This window comes from Mycobacterium sp. 1465703.0, from assembly GCF_001672975.1.
Classification (GTDB): domain Bacteria; phylum Actinomycetota; class Actinomycetes; order Mycobacteriales; family Mycobacteriaceae; genus Mycobacterium.
In genome coordinates, this window is the sequence record NZ_LZKU01000017.1 from 104538 (window position 1) to 125290 (window position 20753).

The window sequence follows — 20753 nt, forward strand, 5'->3', positions numbered from 1 at the left end:
CAGAGCTGCGAGGTCGACGAATTTGCGTGTCGTCGCCTAGGTCGATCGGGATGCGAGACACTTTGGCCGCCCGGGCCCTCGCGTGCGGGATAGCAAACGAAGGTGATGCACCCGCAGGTATGCGGCAGGAAATTGCTCTTTGGCGGCTTGCCTACTGGTCGGGAACGGAAAACATTAGTGCCCTCAAAATGGTCACCAAGCGGTGCTAACCGCCGCCCGCTGAGTTCTCAGTAAAAGGCAGCCGGGCAACCAATTCTGTTGAACAGCAACGTCTGTGCTTCGGGCACTGAGGCATCGCCGTGCTGTGGCACTCGTTTGCGGGTCAGCCAGATGTTGCGGGATACCAGGTGCGCATCGCGGCGTCGAGCTGTTCGTCGTCAAGCGCAGCGATCGCGAAGGGTCGTTGTCCTCTGCGGGGGCGCATTCCGTCGAGGAAAATCGCTACATAGCGACGCCACAGCTGTGGTTCGACATGGCCCGCGTACTCGCTGACCGTACCCGCCAATAAGGCCAGGAAAGGCATGTCGGTCGGCGAGATGTCCGGGCGCAGATAGCCGTCGTCTTTGGCCCGCTCCACGAGTTTGGAGATTACCGGGGTCAACCTCAAGCGCGAAGCCTCAACCCGATCTCCACCATAAGCCTTGCTAAACACAGCTTCCCGTAATCCCCGGTCGGTCGCGGTCAGCTCGCAGAACTGTTCAACAAAATCGACAAAGCTGCGCCAGGAATTTTTCGCTTGCAGCGCTGACTCGGCTAGTGCGGTGGCCTCATCGATGCCATCTTCGAAGATCGCCTCGACCAGTGCTTCCTTCGTGGGGAATCGTCGATAAACGGTGCCCACACCCACACCGGCGTGGTGGGCGACGTCATTGAGAGTAGCCTCGAGTCCTTTCGAGGCAAACAGATCTCGGGCAGCCTCAACCACCCGCTGCCGATTGCGCTCAGCGTCCTTACGTAGCGGGCGACGCGGCCCACACCCCGACGACACGCCGTTCAGTGTAGTCCGCGGCGCACTCCATCGAAACGGATACGAAAGATCCGGCGGCGGAGAGACGTCCTCCTGCCCAGCCCCAGCCACTCGATGAGCCGAAATCTCTCGCGCCGCGTCGGTGTCCGATTGAACTCCCCAGCGCGAATATGGCGGTGTCGGCGAATTGGAATAGCGCCGTCCGCTTCAGTGGCGTATGGTCATGGACGAAACGGATTAGAACTATCCATTTAGGAGTTTCCGCTTGTGACGACGATCCAGGTCGAGGCGGCCTCGCGTCCGCTGCGCCGAGACGCGGCCCGCAACATGCAAAAGATCTCGGCTGCCGCAATGGAGGTGTTCGCCGAGCGGGGCTTGGCAGTGTCGATGTCCGACGTCGCCGAGCGTGCCGGCGTCGGCGTGGGCACCGTCTATCGTCGCTTCGGCGACAAACAGGTTCTCATCGATGCGTTATTCACCGTGAAAATTCAGGAGGTCACCGGACTGGCGTGGATCGCGGCACGCCAGGAAGACGCCGCAGCAGCATTGGTGGAGTTCGTGAGCACGGTGGCCGAACAGCTCGCAAGCAACAAAGGTTTACGTCAGATCATCCTCGCTGAAGACTTTCGCCCCAGCAAGACTCACGCCGCAGCGCTCGACCAGCTCACCTCACAAACGGCCGTACTGGTCAACAAAGCCAAACGGACGGGGTGGCTACGGGAAGACTTCTCGGCCACCGACTTTCCGCTCATCTTGATGGCTATTGGAGCAGTCCGTGACTTCGGCGGCAGCCAACACCCTGAGCTCTGGCGGCGCTTATTGCGGCTGACCATCGATGGCATGCTGCACGAGGAGTCACAACTGCCCGTCGGCATCGAGGCACCGCCGGCCCTGACGAGGCAACAACTGCACACCGTGGTCCAGCACCGACGAACCCCGCCGACAGTGGGCGACGACCGCATCTCACGATTCCACCAACCGTAACGAAAGGCCTGCGATGACCACGTCTGCAACCCACACCCCGCCCGTTAAGGACATGCCGCGCGGTGGGCCCGATGCGTCATGGCTAAATCGCCACCTGCAAACCGAGGTGCTCGAATACACCGACCGCTACGACATTCCCGACCAGATCAAGCAATACGTGGTCACCGCACTCGACGACATGGGCACCCGCCAGGGAACGCACGCCTCCACCGCCCAACTCGCCGTCGACCTTGTCGCTGGTATCGATAATCCGCGCATCCCGAAATTAGGCGCTGGCCACGGCCGCCTCTGCGACCACATCCTGCACCTGCACCCCACCGCCGAACTCACCATCTCCGACCTGGACCCCCACTCAGTCAGTAGTGTCGCCAACGGCCCACTGGGCCACCACTCCCGAGTGAGGACCAAGGTCGTCGACGCCACCAACATCGACGATCCCGACGACAGCTACGACTTGGTGGTGTTCGCCAACGCGTTCTATCACCTGCCGCCACCCGTGGCAGCCAAGGCTATCGCCAACGCCACCCGAGTCGGCAAAACCTTCCTCGTCATAGACTTCAAGCGCATGCCTTCGCTGGCCCTGGCGCTGCTGCCGCTGACACTCCCCGCCATCGCGTTCCGCGTGCGCCCGCTCGCCGCGGCCCGCGCTGTTATGCACGATGCCTACATCAGCGCCCTACTTGCCTACAGCCCCTCAGCCTTCATCGCGTTGGGAAAAGCCGTCGACCCTGACATGCAAATCGAATTCCTGCCGACGCCCACGAGGCGAATGCGCTCGATTGCCCTCACCTTCCGCCGGCCCGGAACGCCTCGGGTGGTGGCATGACCACACGAGACCAACCGCGTTGTCCCACAGGGCAGCCCGCCGCCGGCCGGGCGCCCACCGCTCCCCGTGACATAGGCAGCAGTGACATGTCTGTGCAGCTCACGCCGCATTTTGGAAACGTCCAAGCCCATTACGACTTGTCTGACGACTTCTTTCGGCTGTTCCTGGATCCCACACAGACCTACAGCTGTGCCTACTTCGAGCGCGATGACATGACGCTCGAGGAGGCGCAGATCGCCAAGATCGATTTGGCTCTGGGCAAACTCAAGCTCGAGCCCGGAATGACGCTGCTGGACATCGGTTGCGGCTGGGGGGCCACCCTGCGGCGGGCCATCGAGAAATACGACGTCAACGTCATCGGGCTCACGCTGTCGGAAAACCAGGCCGAGCACGTACAGAGGTCCTTCGACGAGTTGGACACCCCCCGCACCCGGCGGGTGCTGCTGGAGGGCTGGGAGAAGTTCCACGAGCCGGTGGACCGCATCGTGTCGATCGGCGCGTTCGAGCACTTCGGCCGGCAACGCTACGGCCGTTTCTTCAAGATGGCCTACCAAGCGCTACCGCCAGGCGGAGTGATGTTGCTGCACACCATCGTTCGGCCGTCGTTCAAAGATGCCCGGGCCAAGGGCTTGAACCTGACCCACGAGATTGTGCAGTTCTCCCAATTCATCCTGGCCGAGATCTTCCCCGGCGGCTGGCTGCCGACGCCTCAGACCGTCGGCGAGTACGGGGTGACCGCGGGCTTCGACTTGACCCGGGTCCAGTCGCTGCAGCTGCACTACGCCAGGACCCTGGACCTGTGGGCCGAGGCACTCGAGGCCAATCGCGAGCAGGCCATCGCCATCCAGTCCCAGCAGGTCTACGACCGGTACATGAAGTACCTGACCGGCTGCGCGAAGCTGTTCCGCCAGGGCTACACCGACGTCAATCAGTTCACCCTGGAAAAGTAACCGACGGTTACCAGAGCTCATTCTCCATCGAGCAAAGAACGTTTAACGCCTTGCTCACCGATCCGCCGTTGAGTCAAGCACTGAGAAAAAATCACTCCTGCCAGCGCGTTTGAACACCAGTCAGCCTGGCGCCACCTTGTGGGCGCGGGCCGCCTGGACAGATGAACGTCAGGGACTCGAACGCTCACGTGCTGGTCGGTGATAAACCCGCTGTCGGTAGTTGGAGGCAAAATGTGGCGCTATGCTTTGGTTCACTGAGTTCCGGGACGACGACGCCGGCTATCTGGCGTGGCTCGCCGCTCACCGTGATGGCTACGTGATCAATATCGCGCGCAACCACAATGCGACCCAAGCGCGTGTGCACCGCGCCAGTTGCCGAACGATCAGAGGTCAGAACCCTCACGGGCGACCGTGGACCGGACCCTAGGTGAAAGTCTGCGCGGAATATGTGGCCGAGCTGGAGCATTGGGCGAAAGAGACAGTGGGACAGCCAATCTCACCTTGCGGGATCTGCCGCCCGGCTAGCGGTGGCGCCCGACCCACGTCAATCAACCAGATCGAACGGACGGCAGACGGTCGAACGGATGTCTCGGGTGATGGTGAACATGCTGACGGAGGCCTTCCGGGCGAACCCTGCGTCTGGGCACCAACTTCCACCGAGCCGACTGCTCGGGGAGTGGCAGCCTCGAAGTCTGAGCGGCCCTTCAACATTCGTGGACCAGCCGCGGCCAGTCCTGTAGTCGAGGCTTGGGCCGATGATTACATTCGCTTCGAGCGCCGCCCTGTCTGGCAAGAGGAGCTGCGCAACGAGATTCGGAGTCGCTGCAGTCGGCTCGCGCCGTCAGCTGGGCAGGTATTGCACGCCACGTTACGCCGCCCGTTACCACCGACGGCTCCTGCGCACCTGCTGCATGGCCGCCCAAAGCGTCGCCCGCACCACCCCGCCATCACGCGCCTACTACGACCGCAAACGCGCTGAGGGCAAACCACCGCCGTGCAATCCTGGGGCTGGCAAGTCGATGCCTCAACGTCCTCTGGGCCATGCTGCCTAACCACTACGCGTACCAAATCCCAACTGCCCCAACGGCTTGACAAATTCATTGAGAACGGATTTATGCATATTCGCTACGAGCCCTGGAGTTGGGAGAGCACTCGCGGTTCGCCACACTGGGGGGCGAGCCCAGTGCGGTAGGGGTCAGCGGGGAGGCGGGGGCGGCGGTGAGTTGGCTGGTCCGGGCGAAGCCGCAATTCCATGCAGACACTGCTGGTATTCTGGAGTACCTGGGACGTTGTCGGCACCGCAGTTGCAATCATGAATTTGCGCGGGGTTGCCAAGTGAATCGCAAAAGTCGCTAGCCGAGGCCGATGGCGCGGTCCAGATGACACCAGCGGTCAAGGCTGCCGCCACACCACCGGTGGTGGCCAATACTCTCGCCTTCACATTGGACTCCTTTTCTCCCGACGACGACGGCATTCTGCGGCCGCCGGTTGCGCTAGCCAAATAGTAGAGCCTTAAGGAGAAAGTCGCAGGCGTCATCTGATGACCGCCTTGCATCGAACCTGCCGGCGCCGGTCGAAAAGCGAGCAGGTAGCCGTCGCGCCTGCGTCAGTTTTCACTGCCGCCGACATCTGGCCAAGCGGCCCGAATGACAACGGGACGTGGTCCTCTGGGTGCTGGGGAAAGTGTCACGTTCGCTGAGGCAGAGGTGGCGCCAATGGAGTTGTCATCGCCGTGATTTCGAGAGCCACCATCAAGGCAAACTTCGGGGCCGACGGGATCCGGTAGCCCCGAAGTAACCAACGCTCGTTGAGCCGTCGGTGGTGACTCGCTTCAATCCCCCCGGACGGTTGATCGCGGGGTAGGTTTCGAGTTTGATGCTCACTTTGCACCCAGGTCGGCGCCGAGCGCTGCGCAGCGCAGCGATAATAGGGGAGTGTCGAGGAAAACCGGCACGATCGGCTGGCGCGCTGACTGGATCCGACAATGTCGAGGCGCGTCGGACTCAGGGATACGCAGCCTATCCTCGGCACGGCTTCACCATGGTGTTATTAACCGGCGCCACTCCGCCTGCAGAGCGGCCATTGTCCGACCCAGAGGACCTGACGTGAACGTTCACCACTTCCGGTATGACGCCACGGGCCTGCGCGGCAAGCGGATGAGGCTCGTTGACGAACTGCCCACCAGTGATGGGTTGTCAGTAGAGGCCGCAACGAGAGCTTTTGTCAGCGTCTGCGGGCCATCGGCCTTGGCAGCTTTGTTGACCGCCGCCGATGCAACTACGTTGCCGCGGGCGCGGTCCCAGTGCCAGCGGCGCAAGACCCGCCGCTCGCACTAACCTGACATAAGATAAAATATCGGCGAATGTTGTTGCGGGCCAAAATGATTGGTCTCGGCACGAAATGCTACTAACTACTCAATAGCCGTTCGCTATGATCCGTGATGTCGTCGGCCAGGCGTTCGGATACCGATGCCGGTGGTTTAGATGAGTAACTACATCTCATGACCATTGACTGAGCCCACCAGCCGCGATCGAGTCGGCGCGACACGGCGGCGATACTGCTGGGCGTCGCGAACCGGATGCACCTGTCCCGTCTCTGGTCAGATCGAGACCCGCTCCCTCGAGTCGCAGTATCGAACGTCGCTCCGCCGGGAACTGCATCTGCGGGCAATACGTCACAGTGACGAATTGTGTCTTAGTAACGCTGATTCTTCTCGGCCAGATCCGGGCGCAACGCGCCAGACTGTCCACGCTGCGAGGGACGTCCCTGAAAATCAGGAACCCAATATGGATATACAGACCTTACCGACCTAGAGATAGCACATCTACGTGATGGTGTAGTCGTCGAGGGGGAACGTCGATGCTTCGCGAACGGCGTTGCGCGTCGAGGTCGGCCGCAGCAGCGCCGCCTCACCGCTGCGGTTGAAGTAGTATGACCGCGACCGGGCGCAGTCGCCGGCATAGAACACCGACTTGCCCAGCAGCCGGGTCATCCGGTCCAGGAAGCGCGCATTGGCCTCTTCGGTCACCTCGAAGGTCGTTGCGCCCCTGCGCTTCACCTCCCCGAGTAGCCGGTCCATGTGCCGCATCTGGTACTCGATGGTGTTGAAGAACGACAGCCCGGAAAACGCATACGGGCTGGCCAAACTCAGGTAGTTGGGGAAAGACGGAATGGACACGCCCTGATACGCCTGAAACCCCGCGTCGCGCCACCACTTTCCAAGGTCGCGCCCCTGGCAGCCCACCAGCTCGATGGCCGGGAAGTTCGCATCCCACAGGTCGAACCCGGTGGCCAGCACCAGGGTGTCGATGACGGTTTTGCGCCCGTCCGCGGTGACGACGCCGTCGGGTTCGATGCGCTCGATCGGATTGGTCTGCAGGTGCACGTGCGGTTTGGCGAAGGCGCGATAGTAGCGGTTGGACAAGGTGGGCCGCTTGCAGCCGAAGTCGTAGTCCGGCGTCAGCTTTCGACGCAGCTGCTTGTCACGGACTGACAGGAACCGGTTGATCTTAGCTAGGTCGGCGGCGGCGATGTTTAGCCGCCGCGATCCTCGATAGTGCAGCACGCCGACTACTGTGATCAGTTCGAATAGGGCGTCGGTCAGCCAGCGCAGGGCGCGCTGCGCCAGGGGCACGCGCGCGAACAGCCGCTGCACCGCCGGCGCGAAGGCGAAATCGACTTTGGGTACGACGTGGATCGGCGTGCGTTGGTAGACCGTGAGATCGGAGGCCTTATCGGCCAGCTCGGGGATGAGTTGCGCCGCGCTGGCCCCCGTGCCGATGACCGCGACCTGACGCCCCGCTAAGTGGTAGCTGTCGTCCCACGCGGCGGTGTGGAGGACCTTGCCGTCAAAGGACGCGACCCCGGGAATCTCCGGCATGCACGGTTGTGAAAGGAACCCGGTCGCCGTGATGAGAAAGAGGGTGGTCAGGCACTCGCCGCCGGCCAGCCTGACCCGCCACAGCCGGGCTTCCTCGTCCCACCGCGCGCCGTCGACCGCGGTGTTGAATCGCATGTGGCGGCGGATGTCGTACTTATCGGCGACGTGTTCGGCATAGCGCTTGATCTCCTCACCTGGCGCGAATAGCCGCGACCAGTTCGGGTTGGGCTCAAACCAATACGAGTAGGTGGTGGCCGGGATGTCGACGGCCACGCCCGGGTAGCGGTTGACGTGCCAGGTGCCGCCCAAGTCGTCCTCCCGCTCGAAGATGACAATGTTGTCATACCCTAGCCGCTTGAGCTGGATCGCAGCGCCGATTCCACCAAAGCCCGCTCCCACGACGACCGCGTCGAATTGCTCCATGTCCATACCGCTTTCGTGTCCACATAAACCGCATTCCGCTCAGATGGGCTAATAGCGGCCCTCATACAGGTGTGCGGCAATGCCATTGTTAATCAAGCTCGCCACCTCACGCTGCAGCGAGTTCGGCTGGCCTGTGCCGTCTTTGGCGACAACGGCGCCCGGCCGCCTACTGCCATGACTGCGGCGATCATCAACGGCAGCAATTGTTTCGGATAACCTTCACGAGCGACGCGCGGGAAGAGTTTGTGTGGGATCACGGCGGCGATGAACTGACGCATAGGGGTTGGACGGCGTGGTCAGCGGCGGGCTCGCTGTCGCCGCGCTGACGGGCGGTTGGGCTGGTGCACATCGTCAACCGCAGGCCGCCGGGCCGCCGACCTGAGACCCCCGTGAAATGGGGGTGGACGCCGCTGGCATCAATCCGTTTCTCTCCCTCCGTGTTTTGATTGAAGTCGAAGCTGGACGTCGCGAGCCCGATGTAGCGGTTATGTCCTCCTGAGGGTGAATTGGCCGACGTCGGCGACGCCGCGGCGGAACACGTTGGCACCCTGGGTGAGGTAGCGCAGGTAGCGGTCATAGACATCTTCAGAGGTGCAGGCGATCGCTTGATCACGCCGGGCCGCCAAGTTGTATCCCCAGGTCTTCAATGTCCGTGTATAGTGCGGCCGCAGCAATTGAACCTGCTCGACCTCGAAACCGCCGGCCTGCGCGAAGTTGATCACGTCACGCTGCAGCGGCAGTTGTGCGCGTGCAAAGATCTCTTTATGGACAAACCGCAAGAATTCCAGGTCGGGTGCGGTGATCCGAGAACCACCCGGTACCGAATTATCCAACGGCTGGGTAAAAACCGTTTGCAGCACCATGCGGCCATCGCGGGGAAGGACCCGGTGCGCTCTTTCGAAAAAAGAAGGGTATTGAGCCCTTCTGAATGTCTGGAACGCGCCCAGGCACACGATACGATCGACCGGCTCGTCGAAGTGTTCCCAACCCTGCAGCCGTAGGTCCACGGATCCCTTTGTGGCACGCGGGTCCAGCCTTGCCCTGCTGTAGTTGTACTGATGGCGGTGGGTGGTAAGGCCGATCACCTTGACGTCGTAGTTGTGGGCCGCAATGCGCAGCGTAGCGCCCCAGCCGCATCCGATGTCGAGCAGGGTCATCCCTGGTTGCAGATCAAGTTTGCGAAGGACGAGTGCAGCTTTGGCGACTTGAGCTTCGTCGAGGCTCATGGAGATTCGCCTGAAATAGGCGCACGTATCTGCCATGGTGGGGCCGAAAATCAACGCGGCGAAGTCAGCGGGCAGATCACTCATCGACCCCAGGTGTGTCGAGTGACGCGACGACCGGTTATCTGGCATCGTCGGGCTACCCACCGGTGATCACGTGGTCGGTCTTGCGCAACGTGAACTGATAGACGTCGGTGTAGCCGTCACGGAACAGCTGAGTGCATCCGTTGAGGTATTTGATGTAGCGCAAATACACTTCATCGGATTGCACAGCAATAGCCTCGGTCCGATGCCTGCATAGCCGAGTCGCCCAAGCATCGAGGGTCTTGACGTAATGCGGTCGCAGGCTCTGGACTCGGTCAATAGTGAAACCGTTGGCAACAGCGTGAGATTCGACCATCTCCTGAGAGGGCAGCCGTCCGCCGGGGAAGATCTCAGTCAGGATGAACTTGATGAAACGGGCTAATTCAAACGTCAGTCGCAAGCCGCGCGCAGAAACCTGGCGAGGGTGCAACGCGGTGATGGTGTGCAGCAGCATTACCCCGTTGTCCGGCAGAGCTCGGTGGGCGAATTGGAAGAAATTGTCGTAGCGTTCGAAGCCGAAGTGCTCGAAAGCGCCGATCGAGACGATCCGGTCGACGGGCTCGGTGAAACGCTCCCACCCTTGTAACAGCACCCGGCGCGACCGTGTGCTCGGCGTGTCGGCGAACAGCCGCTCGATGTGAGTGTGCTGGTTTTTGCTCAGTGTGAGACCGATCACGTTGACGTCGTATTTCTCTTCCGCGCGCATCAGTGTCGAACCCCAGCCGCAGCCCACGTCGAGCAACGTCATCCCCGGCGTAAGACCCAGCTTGTCCAGCGCCAGATCAATTTTCGCGATCTGTGCTTCCTCCAGCGTCATGGTCGGCTCGGCGAAATAAGCGCAGCTGTAGGTCAAGGAGGAATCAAGAAACAAGCGATAAAACTCATCGGAGAGGTCGTAATGCGCTTGGACCTGCCTGAAATTGGGGGGAAGGCCAGAGGGCGGCGGCGCGGGTGGACTCGTCAATGATGTTCCTTCCATTGTGGACACGCGGGTGCCGAGAACACCTCCACCGCGTGCCAGGGCGGCGGGTGACAGTCGACGCTTCCCTGGTTGGCAATCGTCTGATCAAGCACTTTGCCGGCCGCAGCGACAAAGCGTCCTCGAGTATTGCACCCACTGCATACACTGCACAACACGAACTTTTAGTAGTGTCATTACTAACATCTGTGGATAAATCTTGTGCATATACCGCAGTACCTGCACACAGTGCTTAGTCTGCATAACGTGAAGCGGCGCGGCGTCGAGACTGGGTGCGCTCGGCGGCGGCATACACGGGACTGTTCGGCAGGGGCTGAACGCGCACTAATTTCATGCGGAGGTATGGCCATGGGGCTGTCAAAAGCGCAGCGTCTGCGGGCACGTGACGCGATACCACTCGATGCTTGCGGCAATATCGTGTTGCCGCAGGGTGTCACCGTGACGTCCTATCTCGATGACAACGCCGCCGAGTTCGCTCATGCGGTGGCCTACCGCTACCTCGATTTCGACCGCGAGGGGCAGGCTGTGGATTTGACGTGGGAACAACTTGGAACCCGGGTGCGCGCTGTCGGCGCACGGCTGCAGCAGGTGTGCGCACCTGGTGATCGGGTGGCGATCCTGGCGCCCCACGGAATTGCCTATGTGGTTGGGTTTTTCGCCGCGATTGCGGCTGGCGCGATCGCCGTGCCGCTGTTTGCCCCAGAACTGCCTGGCCATACCCAGCGCCTCAAGGCGGTACTCGCCGACGCACAGCCGGCGGTCGCTCTCACCACGATGGGCGCCGCCGAAAAGGTAACCGGTGTCCTTGCCGCGCTACCGCGGCCACAGCGTCCGCGCGTCATCGCCGTCGACGCGGTCCCGGACACGGTGGGAACCACCTTCACCACCAGCGATGTTGGCACTGATGACATCGCCTACCTGCAATACACCTCGGGTTCGACCCGCACCCCTTCCGGTGTGCAGATCAGTCACCGCGCCGTGTGCACCAACGTGCTACAGATGATTCATTCGATGGGGCTGGACTGGGACATCCGTAGCGTGAGCTGGCTGCCGCTGTATCACGATATGGGTCTGCTGATGATCATGTACCCGGCGCTGTTCGGCGGACGTATCACGCTGATGTCACCGGTGGCGTTCGTCCGCCGGCCCTACCGCTGGATCAAACACCTCGCCCTAGAGTCGCGCGAAGGCCGAACCTTCGCTGCCGCACCGAATTTCGCTTACGAGTTGACGGCCCAGCGAGGCCTGCCCCCCGCAGGCGAGTCGTTGGACTTGAGTAACGTCGCCGGGCTGATCAACGGCTCCGAACCAGTTAGCATGGCCTCGATCACAAAGTTCACCACCGCTTTTAGACCATTTGGATTGGCACCGACGACGATCAAGCCGTCGTACGGCTTAGCCGAAGCCACCTTGTTTGTGTCGACCATTGCACCCGAGGAGTGCGCACGCGCAACCTACCTTGACCGACAGCTACTTGCGGCCGGCTACGCGGCCCCAGTTAGCGCCGATGCCCCGACTGCGGTTCCCTACGTGTCGTGCGGGCGGGTTGCGCTCAGTCAATGGGCGGTCATCGTCGATCCACAAACCTGTGCCGAGTTGGCTGCTGGCCGAGTCGGCGAAATCTGGTTGCACGGCGACAACATCGGCCGCGGGTACTGGAGCAATAGTAAAGAAACCGAGTACACCTTCAACAACAGACTGCAATCACGACTAACGCGCGACAGCCACACCGAAGGTGCCAGCGAGGCCGCATTATGGTTGCGCACAGGTGATCTCGGCGTCTATCTCGATGGTGAGCTCTACATCACCGGCCGTATCAAAGATCTGGTGATCATCGACGGACGCAACCACTACCCGCAAGATTTGGAAGCTACCGCCGCGCAGGCCTCTTCGGCGGTGCGAGCCGGTTTCGTCGCCGCGTTCTCGGTGCCCGGACCCCGCGGCGAACGCCTCGTGATTGTCGCCGAACGCGCACCCGGCGCCGGGCGCTTAGACCCCGCGCCAATCCAACAAGCCATCCGCGGCGCCATCTCAGCCCGCCACGGCGTCGCCATCGCTGATGTGCTTCTCGTTGTGGCCGGAGCTATCCCCCGCACCACGAGCGGCAAGCTCGCGCGGCGCGCCTGCCGGGCCGCCTACCTCGAAGGGCGATGGTGACCTGCATGGTGGGCTGGTTGTCGGCTAATGCTCGCGAACCGGCCCGACGCCGATACCACCGATGGTGTCGGGGCGAAGCCTCTCGACAGCAGGACGGGGTGGCGGCCGTCTGCCGTTGGGGGCCGACATGTCCGCCACATTGCCCGCCGATAATGTGCTTTCGGCGCGTAAGCGCACAGTGCGATCGGCGCCGCAATACCGTGCCGCGGGACAGGTGGCGGCGATCAGTCGGCGGGCTTGGCGAAAAACGTCTGCACCATCTTCGCCGCGCGCTGCAGATACGGGACCGGTGTGTCCTCGCCATCGGTCGGAGACTCTGCGACCCAACGAGTCATCCCGGTGCGCCCCACCGCCAGCACCAGCGCGGCGATCAGGGTGGGGACCTCGTCAGTGGGCTTCATGCCCGCCCGCTGGGCGACCAGCACCGACAATTGTTCTTGAAATTCGTCGAACTGCGTCAGCACCGCCGAGGCGACCGCGGCGCTGCTGTGGGCCATCGCGAACACGATGCCCATCTCCTCGCGGCTGGGCGGGTTCTCGGCCAGATTGCGGATCGTCAAGTCGAGCACGTCGGCGAGCAGGACAGGAGCAGGAGCCCGGCCCATGGCGATAAAGTTCGCCGCCATTTCCGGAGGAATCTCTAGCGGCGCATATGCGATCGCGTATTCCTTGGCGGAGAAATAATTGAAGAATGTGCGTGAGGACAATCCGGCCGCGGAGCTGATTTCTTCCACCGTGACTTTGTCCACACCGCCGCGCTCAAGCACCAGGCGCAGCGCGACATTGTGGATATCGATACTGGTCTGGCGACGCCGGCGCTCGCGCAGACTCTGCGGACTAGGACTCACCACACCCGACATGGTGACACACCCGCCCCACACCGCACGCGACCTGCGCTAATCGCGCGTGGCGAGTGTACTCATGTGAACAGCTCCTGTCGATGGGCCTGCAGCCAGGCCCGCACCGTCGTGGGCTTGCGGCCTAGCATGCATTCGGCGAAATCGTTACGCGCCCACACAACTTCGTTGTCCCTTTCGTACTCGAACAGATCCCACACCGCTTGGTGCGTGTCGCCGAGGTGGGCATAGGCAGTGAAAAACGCTTCTTTGCTGCCGTCGTGACTGATCGTCTCGCCGAACACCTCACTAATCAGCTTCGCGACATCGCTGAAGCGCATCAGGTCCTGACCGTTGTTGACCGTATGGAATTGCCCAAACGTGGCGATGATTATCGGCTAATCATCAGGCTAGTGGGGGGCTAGTAATTAGGCTATAGTTTCGCCATGAAGAACGTACCGCTCTCGGAGGCCAAGGACAAGCTCTCCGCGCTCGTCGACGAGGCCGACACCACCCACGAGATCATTCAGATCACCCGGCACGGGCGCGCCGCGGCGGTCCTGATGTCTGCCGACGATCTGGATTCGCTCAACGAGACGCTGCACGCACTGCGAACGCCGGGTTTCGCCGAGGACCTTGCGCAGGCCGATGCCGACTACGCTGCCGGCAACACCGTCACCGGCGAGGAGATCCGCCGGCGATACGGACTCAGGTGAGCTGCAAAGAAGCGCCCTGGTCCGTTCACTTCTCGCCTACCGCGATCCGGGCACTCGACCGTCTACCGCTGAAAGTCGCCACAGCGATCGCCGAATTCATCACAGGCACACTGCCCACCGACCCGTACCGGCTATCCAAACCGTTGCGCTTCGAATTCGCTGGCTGGCGCGTCGCCCGACGCGGCGATTACCGCGTCACATTCCGGATTCTCGAAGACGACCGGGTCCTGTTGATCGGTCGCATCGAGCACCGCGCACACATCTACCGCCAACCATGAGCGGCGCGCCAGTGAGCGGTGCGCTTCCGCGGCGCTGGTCCTCTCGGCGAACCAGGCCGGACGACAGCAGAACTATTCGTCACTGTGACGAATAGTTCTGGCGCATCGACGGTTTCGTGTGACGACGGAGCAACATCGCGCCGACCCATTCGGTGATGACGATGATGTCAGGTGCGGATGCCAGGATAGGCGAGCATGGACACCATCGTCATTGCCACAGGAATGCCGTTCTTCCTTGCGTTCCTAGACCAGCACATCGACCAGGTCGTCAAGCAGTGGGAGTTGTGGGTCGAATCCGGTGAATTGGTGCGGGCCCGCTACGACCAAGCCGAGCGAGATGCAGTTATACGGTTGCGGCCTGCAGTGCTGGGCACTGTTGAATTCGTCCCGAATGAGCAGGACGGTCGGCTGTTCAAAGACCGCCTGTTGTGGACACTGCCCACCTTGAATACGTTCGGCGATTCCGCGGACTTGCCACCGCAGCACTCCCACTACTGGTCGCTGCAAATGCGCGGATTCTCCGCCAGACCCGAAGCTCTCGCGGGCGGTCGCACAGGGTTAGTGCTCGGTCACTGGGACCTTGGCCGACTGTGACTGGGCAAAGCCTGGTGGCCACCTCCCCCGCTCCGATGAGCGCGATATGAATTCGCCTTCTGGATCTGGCTATTCAGGTCTCGTCGCTGCAGTGCTGGGCTGCCGCCGTCGTGGACTGTGGAGCGCTTGCCCTAACCACGCCCACAAGGTGCGTGGCTACCTGGCCGTGGCGTAACACGCTGTAGGACAGGGTGTTTGATGGAATTAACGCACACCGGCAAACGTTGTGTAGTCTCCGAGTTGCAGTTCGAGCGGAGGGCGTGATGTACCGATGAAGAGCGACACACTGTATGTGCAGGAACTCATGGAGCAAACCCACGCGGCAGGCAAATCCGTACTCTTCTAAGACCCTTTTACCTGCGGGCAAGTTCAGGGAGCGCCTCAAACAGTCGAACTCGCCGCACAGATCGCCGGTCCCATCAAGGATGTGCAAGAGGAGTTCACGTTCGATACCGGGGACGTGCGCGCCCGCGGATGGAGCGCGCAGCACAACGATGACCGCGTGCCCGGTGTGACAGTGGCCGTCCACACCGAACAAGCCATTGAGATCACCATCATGCTCAATTCCTTCCCCAGGACCGTTGCGTGGCGAAACGCAGTCAGGGAGAAGGCCCCAACCACCATCGGCACCAGCCTGTGGGAGTTGCCCCACGGCACCGACGTCTCGTTGCATGGCGCGGCGACGGAAGCTGCCGCCGCACCCCGATGCGCTTCGAGCTCGCTGAGGACGTCGTATTCAACAGTCCCATACTGCGCAAGCCAGTGCTGGGGGCCGACGATGTTCGAATCGCCCTGTCGAACGCAATGGCGGTACTGGGCGATCGCGAATTTCTGCCACCTGTCATCGACGGGAACCGGCTGCTCAGTTTGTGGTCGTGCACCGTCTCGGGTGTCTCAATCGACGCAGCGACCGTCATTCGTGCCGGTGAGAACCACCACGTCAAGGAGCTGACGGTCTTTGTCAGGCCGTGGCCCGCCTTCCAGCTCTTCCGCGACCGAATGATCGCACGGGTGGGTCATCTCATCGACGAGTCCTATTACGCCCTCAGTGAGTAGCGTTGGCACACTTGGGTGATCTCGAGGCAACCCCGGGTGAGACGATAACCGTAGGGGTGGGCCAACTTCGATCAGACATCAAGAGGTTGATCCACCAAATCTCGACTGGTGCAGTCATTCTCATCATGCGACGCGGCCGACTGGCGGTAAGCATGTCTGGCCCAACAACCGACGATTTCGAGCAGCCGCGTCGGACAAGCACCGCCGTTTCTGTCACTGAGTTGCGCACTCGCACCAGTCGATATCTGGACCGTGCAGAGTGCGGCGAGGTCCTTGACATTGTGCAACGCTCAAAGATCATAGCTCGACTGAGCGCTCTTCACCTGTCGCCATGATGTCTTAGACACAACAGGGACTACTCCGATGAGCTCACTCCAGCAGGCTCGTCGATGGGGGTCTAACCACTGCTGTGCAGAAGAGCGGTAACAACGCCCGCGCGTCGCCTTCCCACGACAAGCCAAGCAGTTGCTGCGCGCTGCGCCTTCCACCGAACGCACGTAACACCTCGAATTCGGTTAAAGCGACTGAAAGGCAGCCCGAATTCTTCTCATGGTCCCCGAGCAGCACTGTCCCCATTTTTCGGACGGTTAGCCGCACGGACGGCAACTGTTTCCGCCGAATACTGCGGTCGGTCATCGTCAACAGATAGCCGAGTGCGACCGTTGAGACCAGATCGGTATCCCGTCCGCCGGGCTCGGCGATGGCGCCCCGAATGTCGTGCTCGTGGGTCCAGGTGTCGAAGACAACCTGTGCACCGTACAACTTTGGGCTGATGCTGAGGCGCTCGGCAACCAACCCGGCCGACTCAGCCCACTTGCCGAGCAACTCATCGACGCTGTGGCAACTCAGTCGGTCGATCTGTGCACCGGTCCAAGTCTCGGATCCGGCGTCGTGCAGGTTGCCGGCGAGCAGATCATCGGCTGTGCCGACGAGGTGACACACTGCGTGGTGAACCGTCCATCCCGGACACGCGGGCACAGCCCGATCCGAGAGGTCGATACGTTTGGACAGGAGTGCGTCAACTCGCTGTTGCAACGTTCGGTAAGCCGTAGCTACCTCCCCACTGGAGCGCAGTTGCGGCCGGCGGTTGGGTGAATCGTCACCTTGAGCCATTGAGGTTCCTGGTTCGCACCATGGCATAACGCGGAACTCCTGCAGCGTATTGCCGCTGTTGTTCGCTTGCATCTGCTTGTCCCAAGGTCCTCATCAAACTGCGACGCGCACCGTAACCCATTGAAAGATAACGAATTTCACTGTCCAATCGCAGGGGTCTAAGCTCTCTATGTGTGAGGTGCCAGGTGGGCGCCAGGTCCGGGCACCGGTTGAAGATCTCGAGCGGTCACCAGGGTGTTGTCGTGCGGGCAGCGCAGGATGGCTTCAACCGGGTGTCCGCAATCGCGGTGTAGGACCTGTACCGGCGGTCCGTCCGCGTCGGCTTGCCAGCGGTCTCCCCATTGCATGAGGGCGACAACGGCGGTGATGAGGTCCAATCCCTTGTCGGTGAGCCGGTATTCGTGCCGCTCTCGATGTCCTGGTTCGCGATAAGGAACTCGGGTCAGTAGCCCGCCATTGGTCAACGTCGCGAGGCGCTCGCTCAAGATGTTGCGCGCGCATCCGATGCGGGCATGGAACTGATCGAACCGACGCGCGCCGTAGAAGGCTTCGCGCATCACCAGCAGGGTCCATTTTTCGCCGACCACATCCAGCGCTCGCTTCACTGAGCAGTTGTCGGCGATATAGCGATCGCGCAGGTCCGACATAGCCCTAGCCTACCAGAGTTTGACATCACAACCCAGCTGGCATTAGTCTGCGTTGTGTTGAACAACCCAGGGTGCGTGCGCAAGGCGCCGCCAAGACTGGAAGGCATGCCGCGATGCCCGCACTCGACGTCTACTTCGATATCGGTTGTATACGTTCCGTCCCGCATTCCAAGTGAACTTCCCCTCCGTGATTCGGCGCGATCTCGAGGACAGCCGCGACTATGCCAACCAGTGCCTGGCCGGACAACAGCCCACTCGCGGGATCAACTCGTGACTGACATCGGGGCGCGGGGCAGCGAGGTCGCGGTCAATGAAGGACTCGTACCGGAGGGCATCAGCACCGCGACATCGTCGCCGGCTGTTAGATTGCCGCGCAACGCCATTGGTCGACAATTCACCTATTGGGTTGCCCACGCGGTCGTTGCTGCCCGCGTCGTGGTCACAACGCCCCGGAGCAGGCACAGACCCACTCAGCGCTACTACCACCGGCGCGAAAGCTTCGTCGAGGACGCGGCGATGTCACGGGAGATGTTTAGACTATGAGGCGGACCTTAGCGAAGCGACCCGCACCGGGGCCATCTGGCGGGTTTTAGAAGCCCGTGGACCATGGGCCACCGGCTACGACAACAAGCCCAGCCCCAAGTGCCTCGATGTCTCGGTTGATTTCGCCCAACGCCGCGGCCCACGATATCGAAGAAGATTTAACGACTGATCACACAACCTTCGCCGGCGCCGCCGCCACCATAATCTCTCTATTATCTGCATACACCACTGTTGCGAGTTAGCTTGTTCAGCAATAAAATTCACACTAACTACTAGGTCAATGTCAGGATCTTTGGATCGGGTGACCTACAGGCGCTGAGGCCCGAATGATTGCGATGAAGTTAAACGGCGCTGACACAGGATCTCACAACACACGGGTAAACCTCAGGAGGCCAACGTCATACGAGCACGCCGATCCCGGTAGCGTTCAAAGGCCACCAAAGCCACGTGCAGCAGCCCCCACTCCAGCGGCAGGTAATCCCGCGCTCGCACCAGACGCGCAGCCAGCTCAGGTGACTCGTCACGAAGGATCTGGCGTGCACGACGCGCGTGGAACGTATTCGACGCGATCTTGATCGCCGGGCTATCGGCGATCAACGGCACTGAATTCACGATGTTCTCAACAGTCGTCCTCGACTGATCTTCAACGATAACGTTGTGCGGCGGCACGCCAAGCTCACGCACGGCGTAGTCGGCCATCATCTGCGCCTCGGGAACCTCACTGCGCACAGGGCCACCGGAGAACACGAATCGAGCGCGATCGGGATCGGTGGAACGAACCGCGATGCGAACACGCCACCGTTGCAAAACCCGGAGCGGACATCCCAAGACCAGGACGCTCTCGCCATGCACGGCGCGGCGGGAACCAGCAGCTCCAGGCGGAAGTGCGTCTTTCGAGGCTCTCCACGTAGTCCATTCGGCCCATCCGAAGACCATGCCCAGCACGGCCGCCAGACCCGCGACCCAGCTTCGACGAACAATCACCGCCCCATTCGACCACGACTACCAGCGGCCGCCCCGCGGGGGCATCCCGACGGACAAACCCCAATGCGCCTAGTTATTGCCTCACGCCGATGTGGCTGTCTTTGCTGCGCTGATCGCGCTGACGTAGCAGGGTCTGGTTCTTGCTGCTCATTGACGTCTAATGTGAACCCGCAGCAAGCGACTCAAGGCGTCTATCAGCGCCCGGCGATATTGTCACTGATCGCCCGGACCAGCATGACGCCAGAGGTTATGGTGTTTTGCCCGCACACGCGCACATCCACAACGACGTTGCGCCGCACGGCCATCGCACGTTCGCACTCGCTGTCTTTGTGTTCGGTCGCCCCGGCGGGCAGCAGCACCGTGCTGGCGATACCGTCTGTGTCGCTGACGATGGTGATCGTGGCATGGTCAGCCGGCTGGCCGCCGGGAAAGGACACCGTGACATCGGTAAGTCGGCACCCCTGCCACGCCGATAGCTGCTCGGCTTTAAACTGCTGCGCCGCAGTCTCATCCGGAAACGCAGCGACCGCCTGGATCACCTTATGACGTCCCGGACTGGGTTCCATCAACCCTTGGACCGCCACCCCGGTATACCCCGACCTCGTGTAGGTGCTTTCTAACGCCGGCGCCACCGCGCTCGAGCACTTGGCGGGGTCTATCGAGGCGTCGGAGGAAAGCGACGTCGACACGTCGCGCGGATTCATCTGCACATCGTGGAGGATGTCGCTGACCTGTGCGGCAGACACTAACAGGCTGGGCAACACCGCAGTGTCGAGTGCCGGCGCCGGCGGCGGGGCGCTCGGTGTCGATGACGTCGGCGCGGGTCTGCTCGAGGCAGGGACTCGTGTGGACGACGGCGCCGCCGAGTTCGATGTCGTCTTTGAATCATTGCTGCCGAACGCGATCAGCGTGATCACCAGTCCCGTCACTACCGCGGCGGCCGCACCCGCAACCCACCATGGCCATCGCCGACGCCGCGCTAATGGCGGGTATCCGCCAGGAGGCATCCCCACTGGGCCGCCCGCGTAGGGATGCGCCGGTTGACCCGGCGGCACAGGCCATGGCGGTGCGGCGGGCGGAACCTGCCAGGGCGAGGGGCCAGGCGGCGGCCCTTGCCAGGTCGGGGAAGCGCCTTGCGCCTGCCCGACCGGTGCCCCATGCGGCGGCGGGCCCGTCGGAGGCGCGGGCGATCCGCCGGGCGGGAACGGCGGCGGCGGGTATTGCGGCGGGCGGGTCTGCGACAGGTCCATCGTCTCCTCGCCGCGAAACTCGTGTGCGCTCATCGTCTCGTCGTCAGGCCTCGGCTCTTTACTCATACTGGTAAGCCTGCCTCAATTCGGTGAAATGCTCAGTGGGATTGCGCATTAAAAACCGTGAAGCGAAACATCGACGGCGGTTGAAGTCCGCAATGCGCACCCCACCCCCGCGGCTTATCGGGCGTCGGCGAAGCGTTGGTAACACAGGTCGTCGTTGCTGCTGACGACACCGGAGCGAAACGCGGTGATCCGGGTAA

Annotated in this window: 19 protein-coding genes; 9 read left to right on the forward strand and 10 right to left on the reverse strand. The window is 61.9% G+C overall.

Annotated features, from left to right (window positions below; all coding sequences use genetic code 11):
* Positions 1-322: 322 nt before the first annotated feature.
* Complete coding sequence (locus tag A5625_RS01690) at positions 323-997, reverse strand: TetR/AcrR family transcriptional regulator (RefSeq protein ID WP_066988670.1); 675 nt, start codon at positions 995-997, stop codon at positions 323-325.
* A 237-nt stretch (positions 998-1234) separates the two neighbouring features.
* Here A5625_RS01690 and A5625_RS01695 point away from each other — a divergent pair, with 237 nt between their 5' ends.
* The 4 genes from A5625_RS01695 (at position 1235) to A5625_RS30430 (ending at position 5232) form a co-directional block, all read left to right on the forward strand.
* The gene (locus A5625_RS01695) at positions 1235-1951 is read left to right on the forward strand and encodes a TetR/AcrR family transcriptional regulator (RefSeq protein WP_066988648.1); all 717 of its coding nucleotides are present in this window, start codon (positions 1235-1237) and stop codon (positions 1949-1951) included.
* A gap of 13 nt (positions 1952-1964) precedes the next feature.
* Positions 1965-2777 (forward strand): class I SAM-dependent methyltransferase, encoded by an 813-nt coding sequence (locus A5625_RS01700; RefSeq protein ID WP_066988649.1) that lies wholly within the window; start codon positions 1965-1967, stop codon positions 2775-2777.
* Positions 2778-2863: 86 nt separating this feature from the next.
* The gene (pcaA, locus tag A5625_RS01705) at positions 2864-3727 is read left to right on the forward strand and encodes a cyclopropane mycolic acid synthase PcaA (RefSeq protein WP_066988650.1); all 864 of its coding nucleotides are present in this window, start codon (positions 2864-2866) and stop codon (positions 3725-3727) included.
* 1379 nt (positions 3728-5106) lie between these two features.
* Positions 5107-5232: a hypothetical protein gene (locus A5625_RS30430; protein WP_255397869.1), complete on the forward strand. Its 126-nt coding sequence runs from the start codon at positions 5107-5109 to the stop codon at positions 5230-5232.
* Between the two features lie 1319 nt (positions 5233-6551).
* Here the strand turns inward: A5625_RS30430 and A5625_RS01715 are convergent.
* From A5625_RS01715 to A5625_RS01725, 3 genes are all read right to left on the reverse strand, one after another.
* Positions 6552-8036, reverse strand: a complete 1485-nt coding sequence (locus A5625_RS01715) for an NAD(P)/FAD-dependent oxidoreductase (protein ID WP_066988652.1) — start codon at positions 8034-8036, stop codon at positions 6552-6554.
* A gap of 479 nt (positions 8037-8515) precedes the next feature.
* A complete protein-coding gene (locus A5625_RS01720) occupies positions 8516-9385 on the reverse strand; it encodes a class I SAM-dependent methyltransferase (protein WP_066988653.1) in 870 nt (289 codons plus the stop codon).
* 7 nt (positions 9386-9392) lie between these two features.
* Complete coding sequence (locus A5625_RS01725; RefSeq protein ID WP_232003339.1) at positions 9393-10301, reverse strand: cyclopropane mycolic acid synthase family methyltransferase; 909 nt, start codon at positions 10299-10301, stop codon at positions 9393-9395.
* Between the two features lie 363 nt (positions 10302-10664).
* Between A5625_RS01725 and A5625_RS01730 the strand changes: the two genes are divergently transcribed.
* On the forward strand, positions 10665-12473 hold the full coding sequence (locus tag A5625_RS01730; RefSeq protein WP_369829966.1) for a fatty acyl-AMP ligase: 1809 nt from the start codon (positions 10665-10667) through the stop codon (positions 12471-12473).
* Between the two features lie 224 nt (positions 12474-12697).
* Here A5625_RS01730 and A5625_RS01735 read toward each other — a convergent pair whose 3' ends face one another.
* Together A5625_RS01735 and A5625_RS01740 are read right to left on the reverse strand one after the other, a co-directional pair.
* Positions 12698-13324, reverse strand: coding sequence for a TetR/AcrR family transcriptional regulator (locus A5625_RS01735; RefSeq protein WP_197515920.1), 627 nt, complete (start codon positions 13322-13324; stop codon positions 12698-12700).
* A gap of 68 nt (positions 13325-13392) precedes the next feature.
* Positions 13393-13650, reverse strand: a complete 258-nt coding sequence (locus A5625_RS01740) for a hypothetical protein (protein WP_066988657.1) — start codon at positions 13648-13650, stop codon at positions 13393-13395.
* A gap of 105 nt (positions 13651-13755) precedes the next feature.
* On the opposite strand from A5625_RS01740, the gene A5625_RS01745 reads away from it, so the two are divergent.
* The 4 genes from A5625_RS01745 to A5625_RS01760 all read left to right on the forward strand — a co-directional run bounded on the left by A5625_RS01745 (position 13756) and on the right by A5625_RS01760 (position 15953).
* Positions 13756-14025 (forward strand): type II toxin-antitoxin system Phd/YefM family antitoxin, encoded by a 270-nt coding sequence (locus tag A5625_RS01745; RefSeq protein ID WP_047322047.1) that lies wholly within the window; start codon positions 13756-13758, stop codon positions 14023-14025.
* Entirely contained in the window at positions 14022-14303 is a 282-nt protein-coding gene (locus tag A5625_RS01750; protein WP_082984203.1) for a type II toxin-antitoxin system RelE/ParE family toxin, read from the forward strand. Before A5625_RS01745 ends, A5625_RS01750 begins: the two co-directional genes overlap by 4 nt.
* A gap of 195 nt (positions 14304-14498) precedes the next feature.
* Positions 14499-14897: a hypothetical protein gene (locus tag A5625_RS01755; protein ID WP_156747837.1), complete on the forward strand. Its 399-nt coding sequence runs from the start codon at positions 14499-14501 to the stop codon at positions 14895-14897.
* Positions 14898-15602: 705 nt separating this feature from the next.
* Positions 15603-15953, forward strand: coding sequence for a hypothetical protein (locus A5625_RS01760; protein ID WP_066988660.1), 351 nt, complete (start codon positions 15603-15605; stop codon positions 15951-15953).
* A 369-nt stretch (positions 15954-16322) separates the two neighbouring features.
* Here the strand turns inward: A5625_RS01760 and A5625_RS01765 are convergent, their stop codons facing one another.
* The 4 genes from A5625_RS01765 to A5625_RS29445 form a co-directional block, all read right to left on the reverse strand.
* Entirely contained in the window at positions 16323-17138 is an 816-nt protein-coding gene (locus A5625_RS01765; RefSeq protein ID WP_082984204.1) for a maleylpyruvate isomerase family mycothiol-dependent enzyme, read from the reverse strand.
* A 95-nt stretch (positions 17139-17233) separates the two neighbouring features.
* A complete protein-coding gene (locus A5625_RS01770; RefSeq protein WP_066988662.1) occupies positions 17234-17713 on the reverse strand; it encodes a helix-turn-helix domain-containing protein in 480 nt (159 codons plus the stop codon).
* A 927-nt stretch (positions 17714-18640) separates the two neighbouring features.
* Entirely contained in the window at positions 18641-19192 is a 552-nt protein-coding gene (locus A5625_RS01780; RefSeq protein ID WP_066988671.1) for a YdcF family protein, read from the reverse strand.
* Between the two features lie 242 nt (positions 19193-19434).
* Positions 19435-20157, reverse strand: coding sequence for a sensor domain-containing protein (locus A5625_RS29445; protein ID WP_197515922.1), 723 nt, complete (start codon positions 20155-20157; stop codon positions 19435-19437).
* Positions 20158-20753 lie beyond the last annotated feature (596 nt).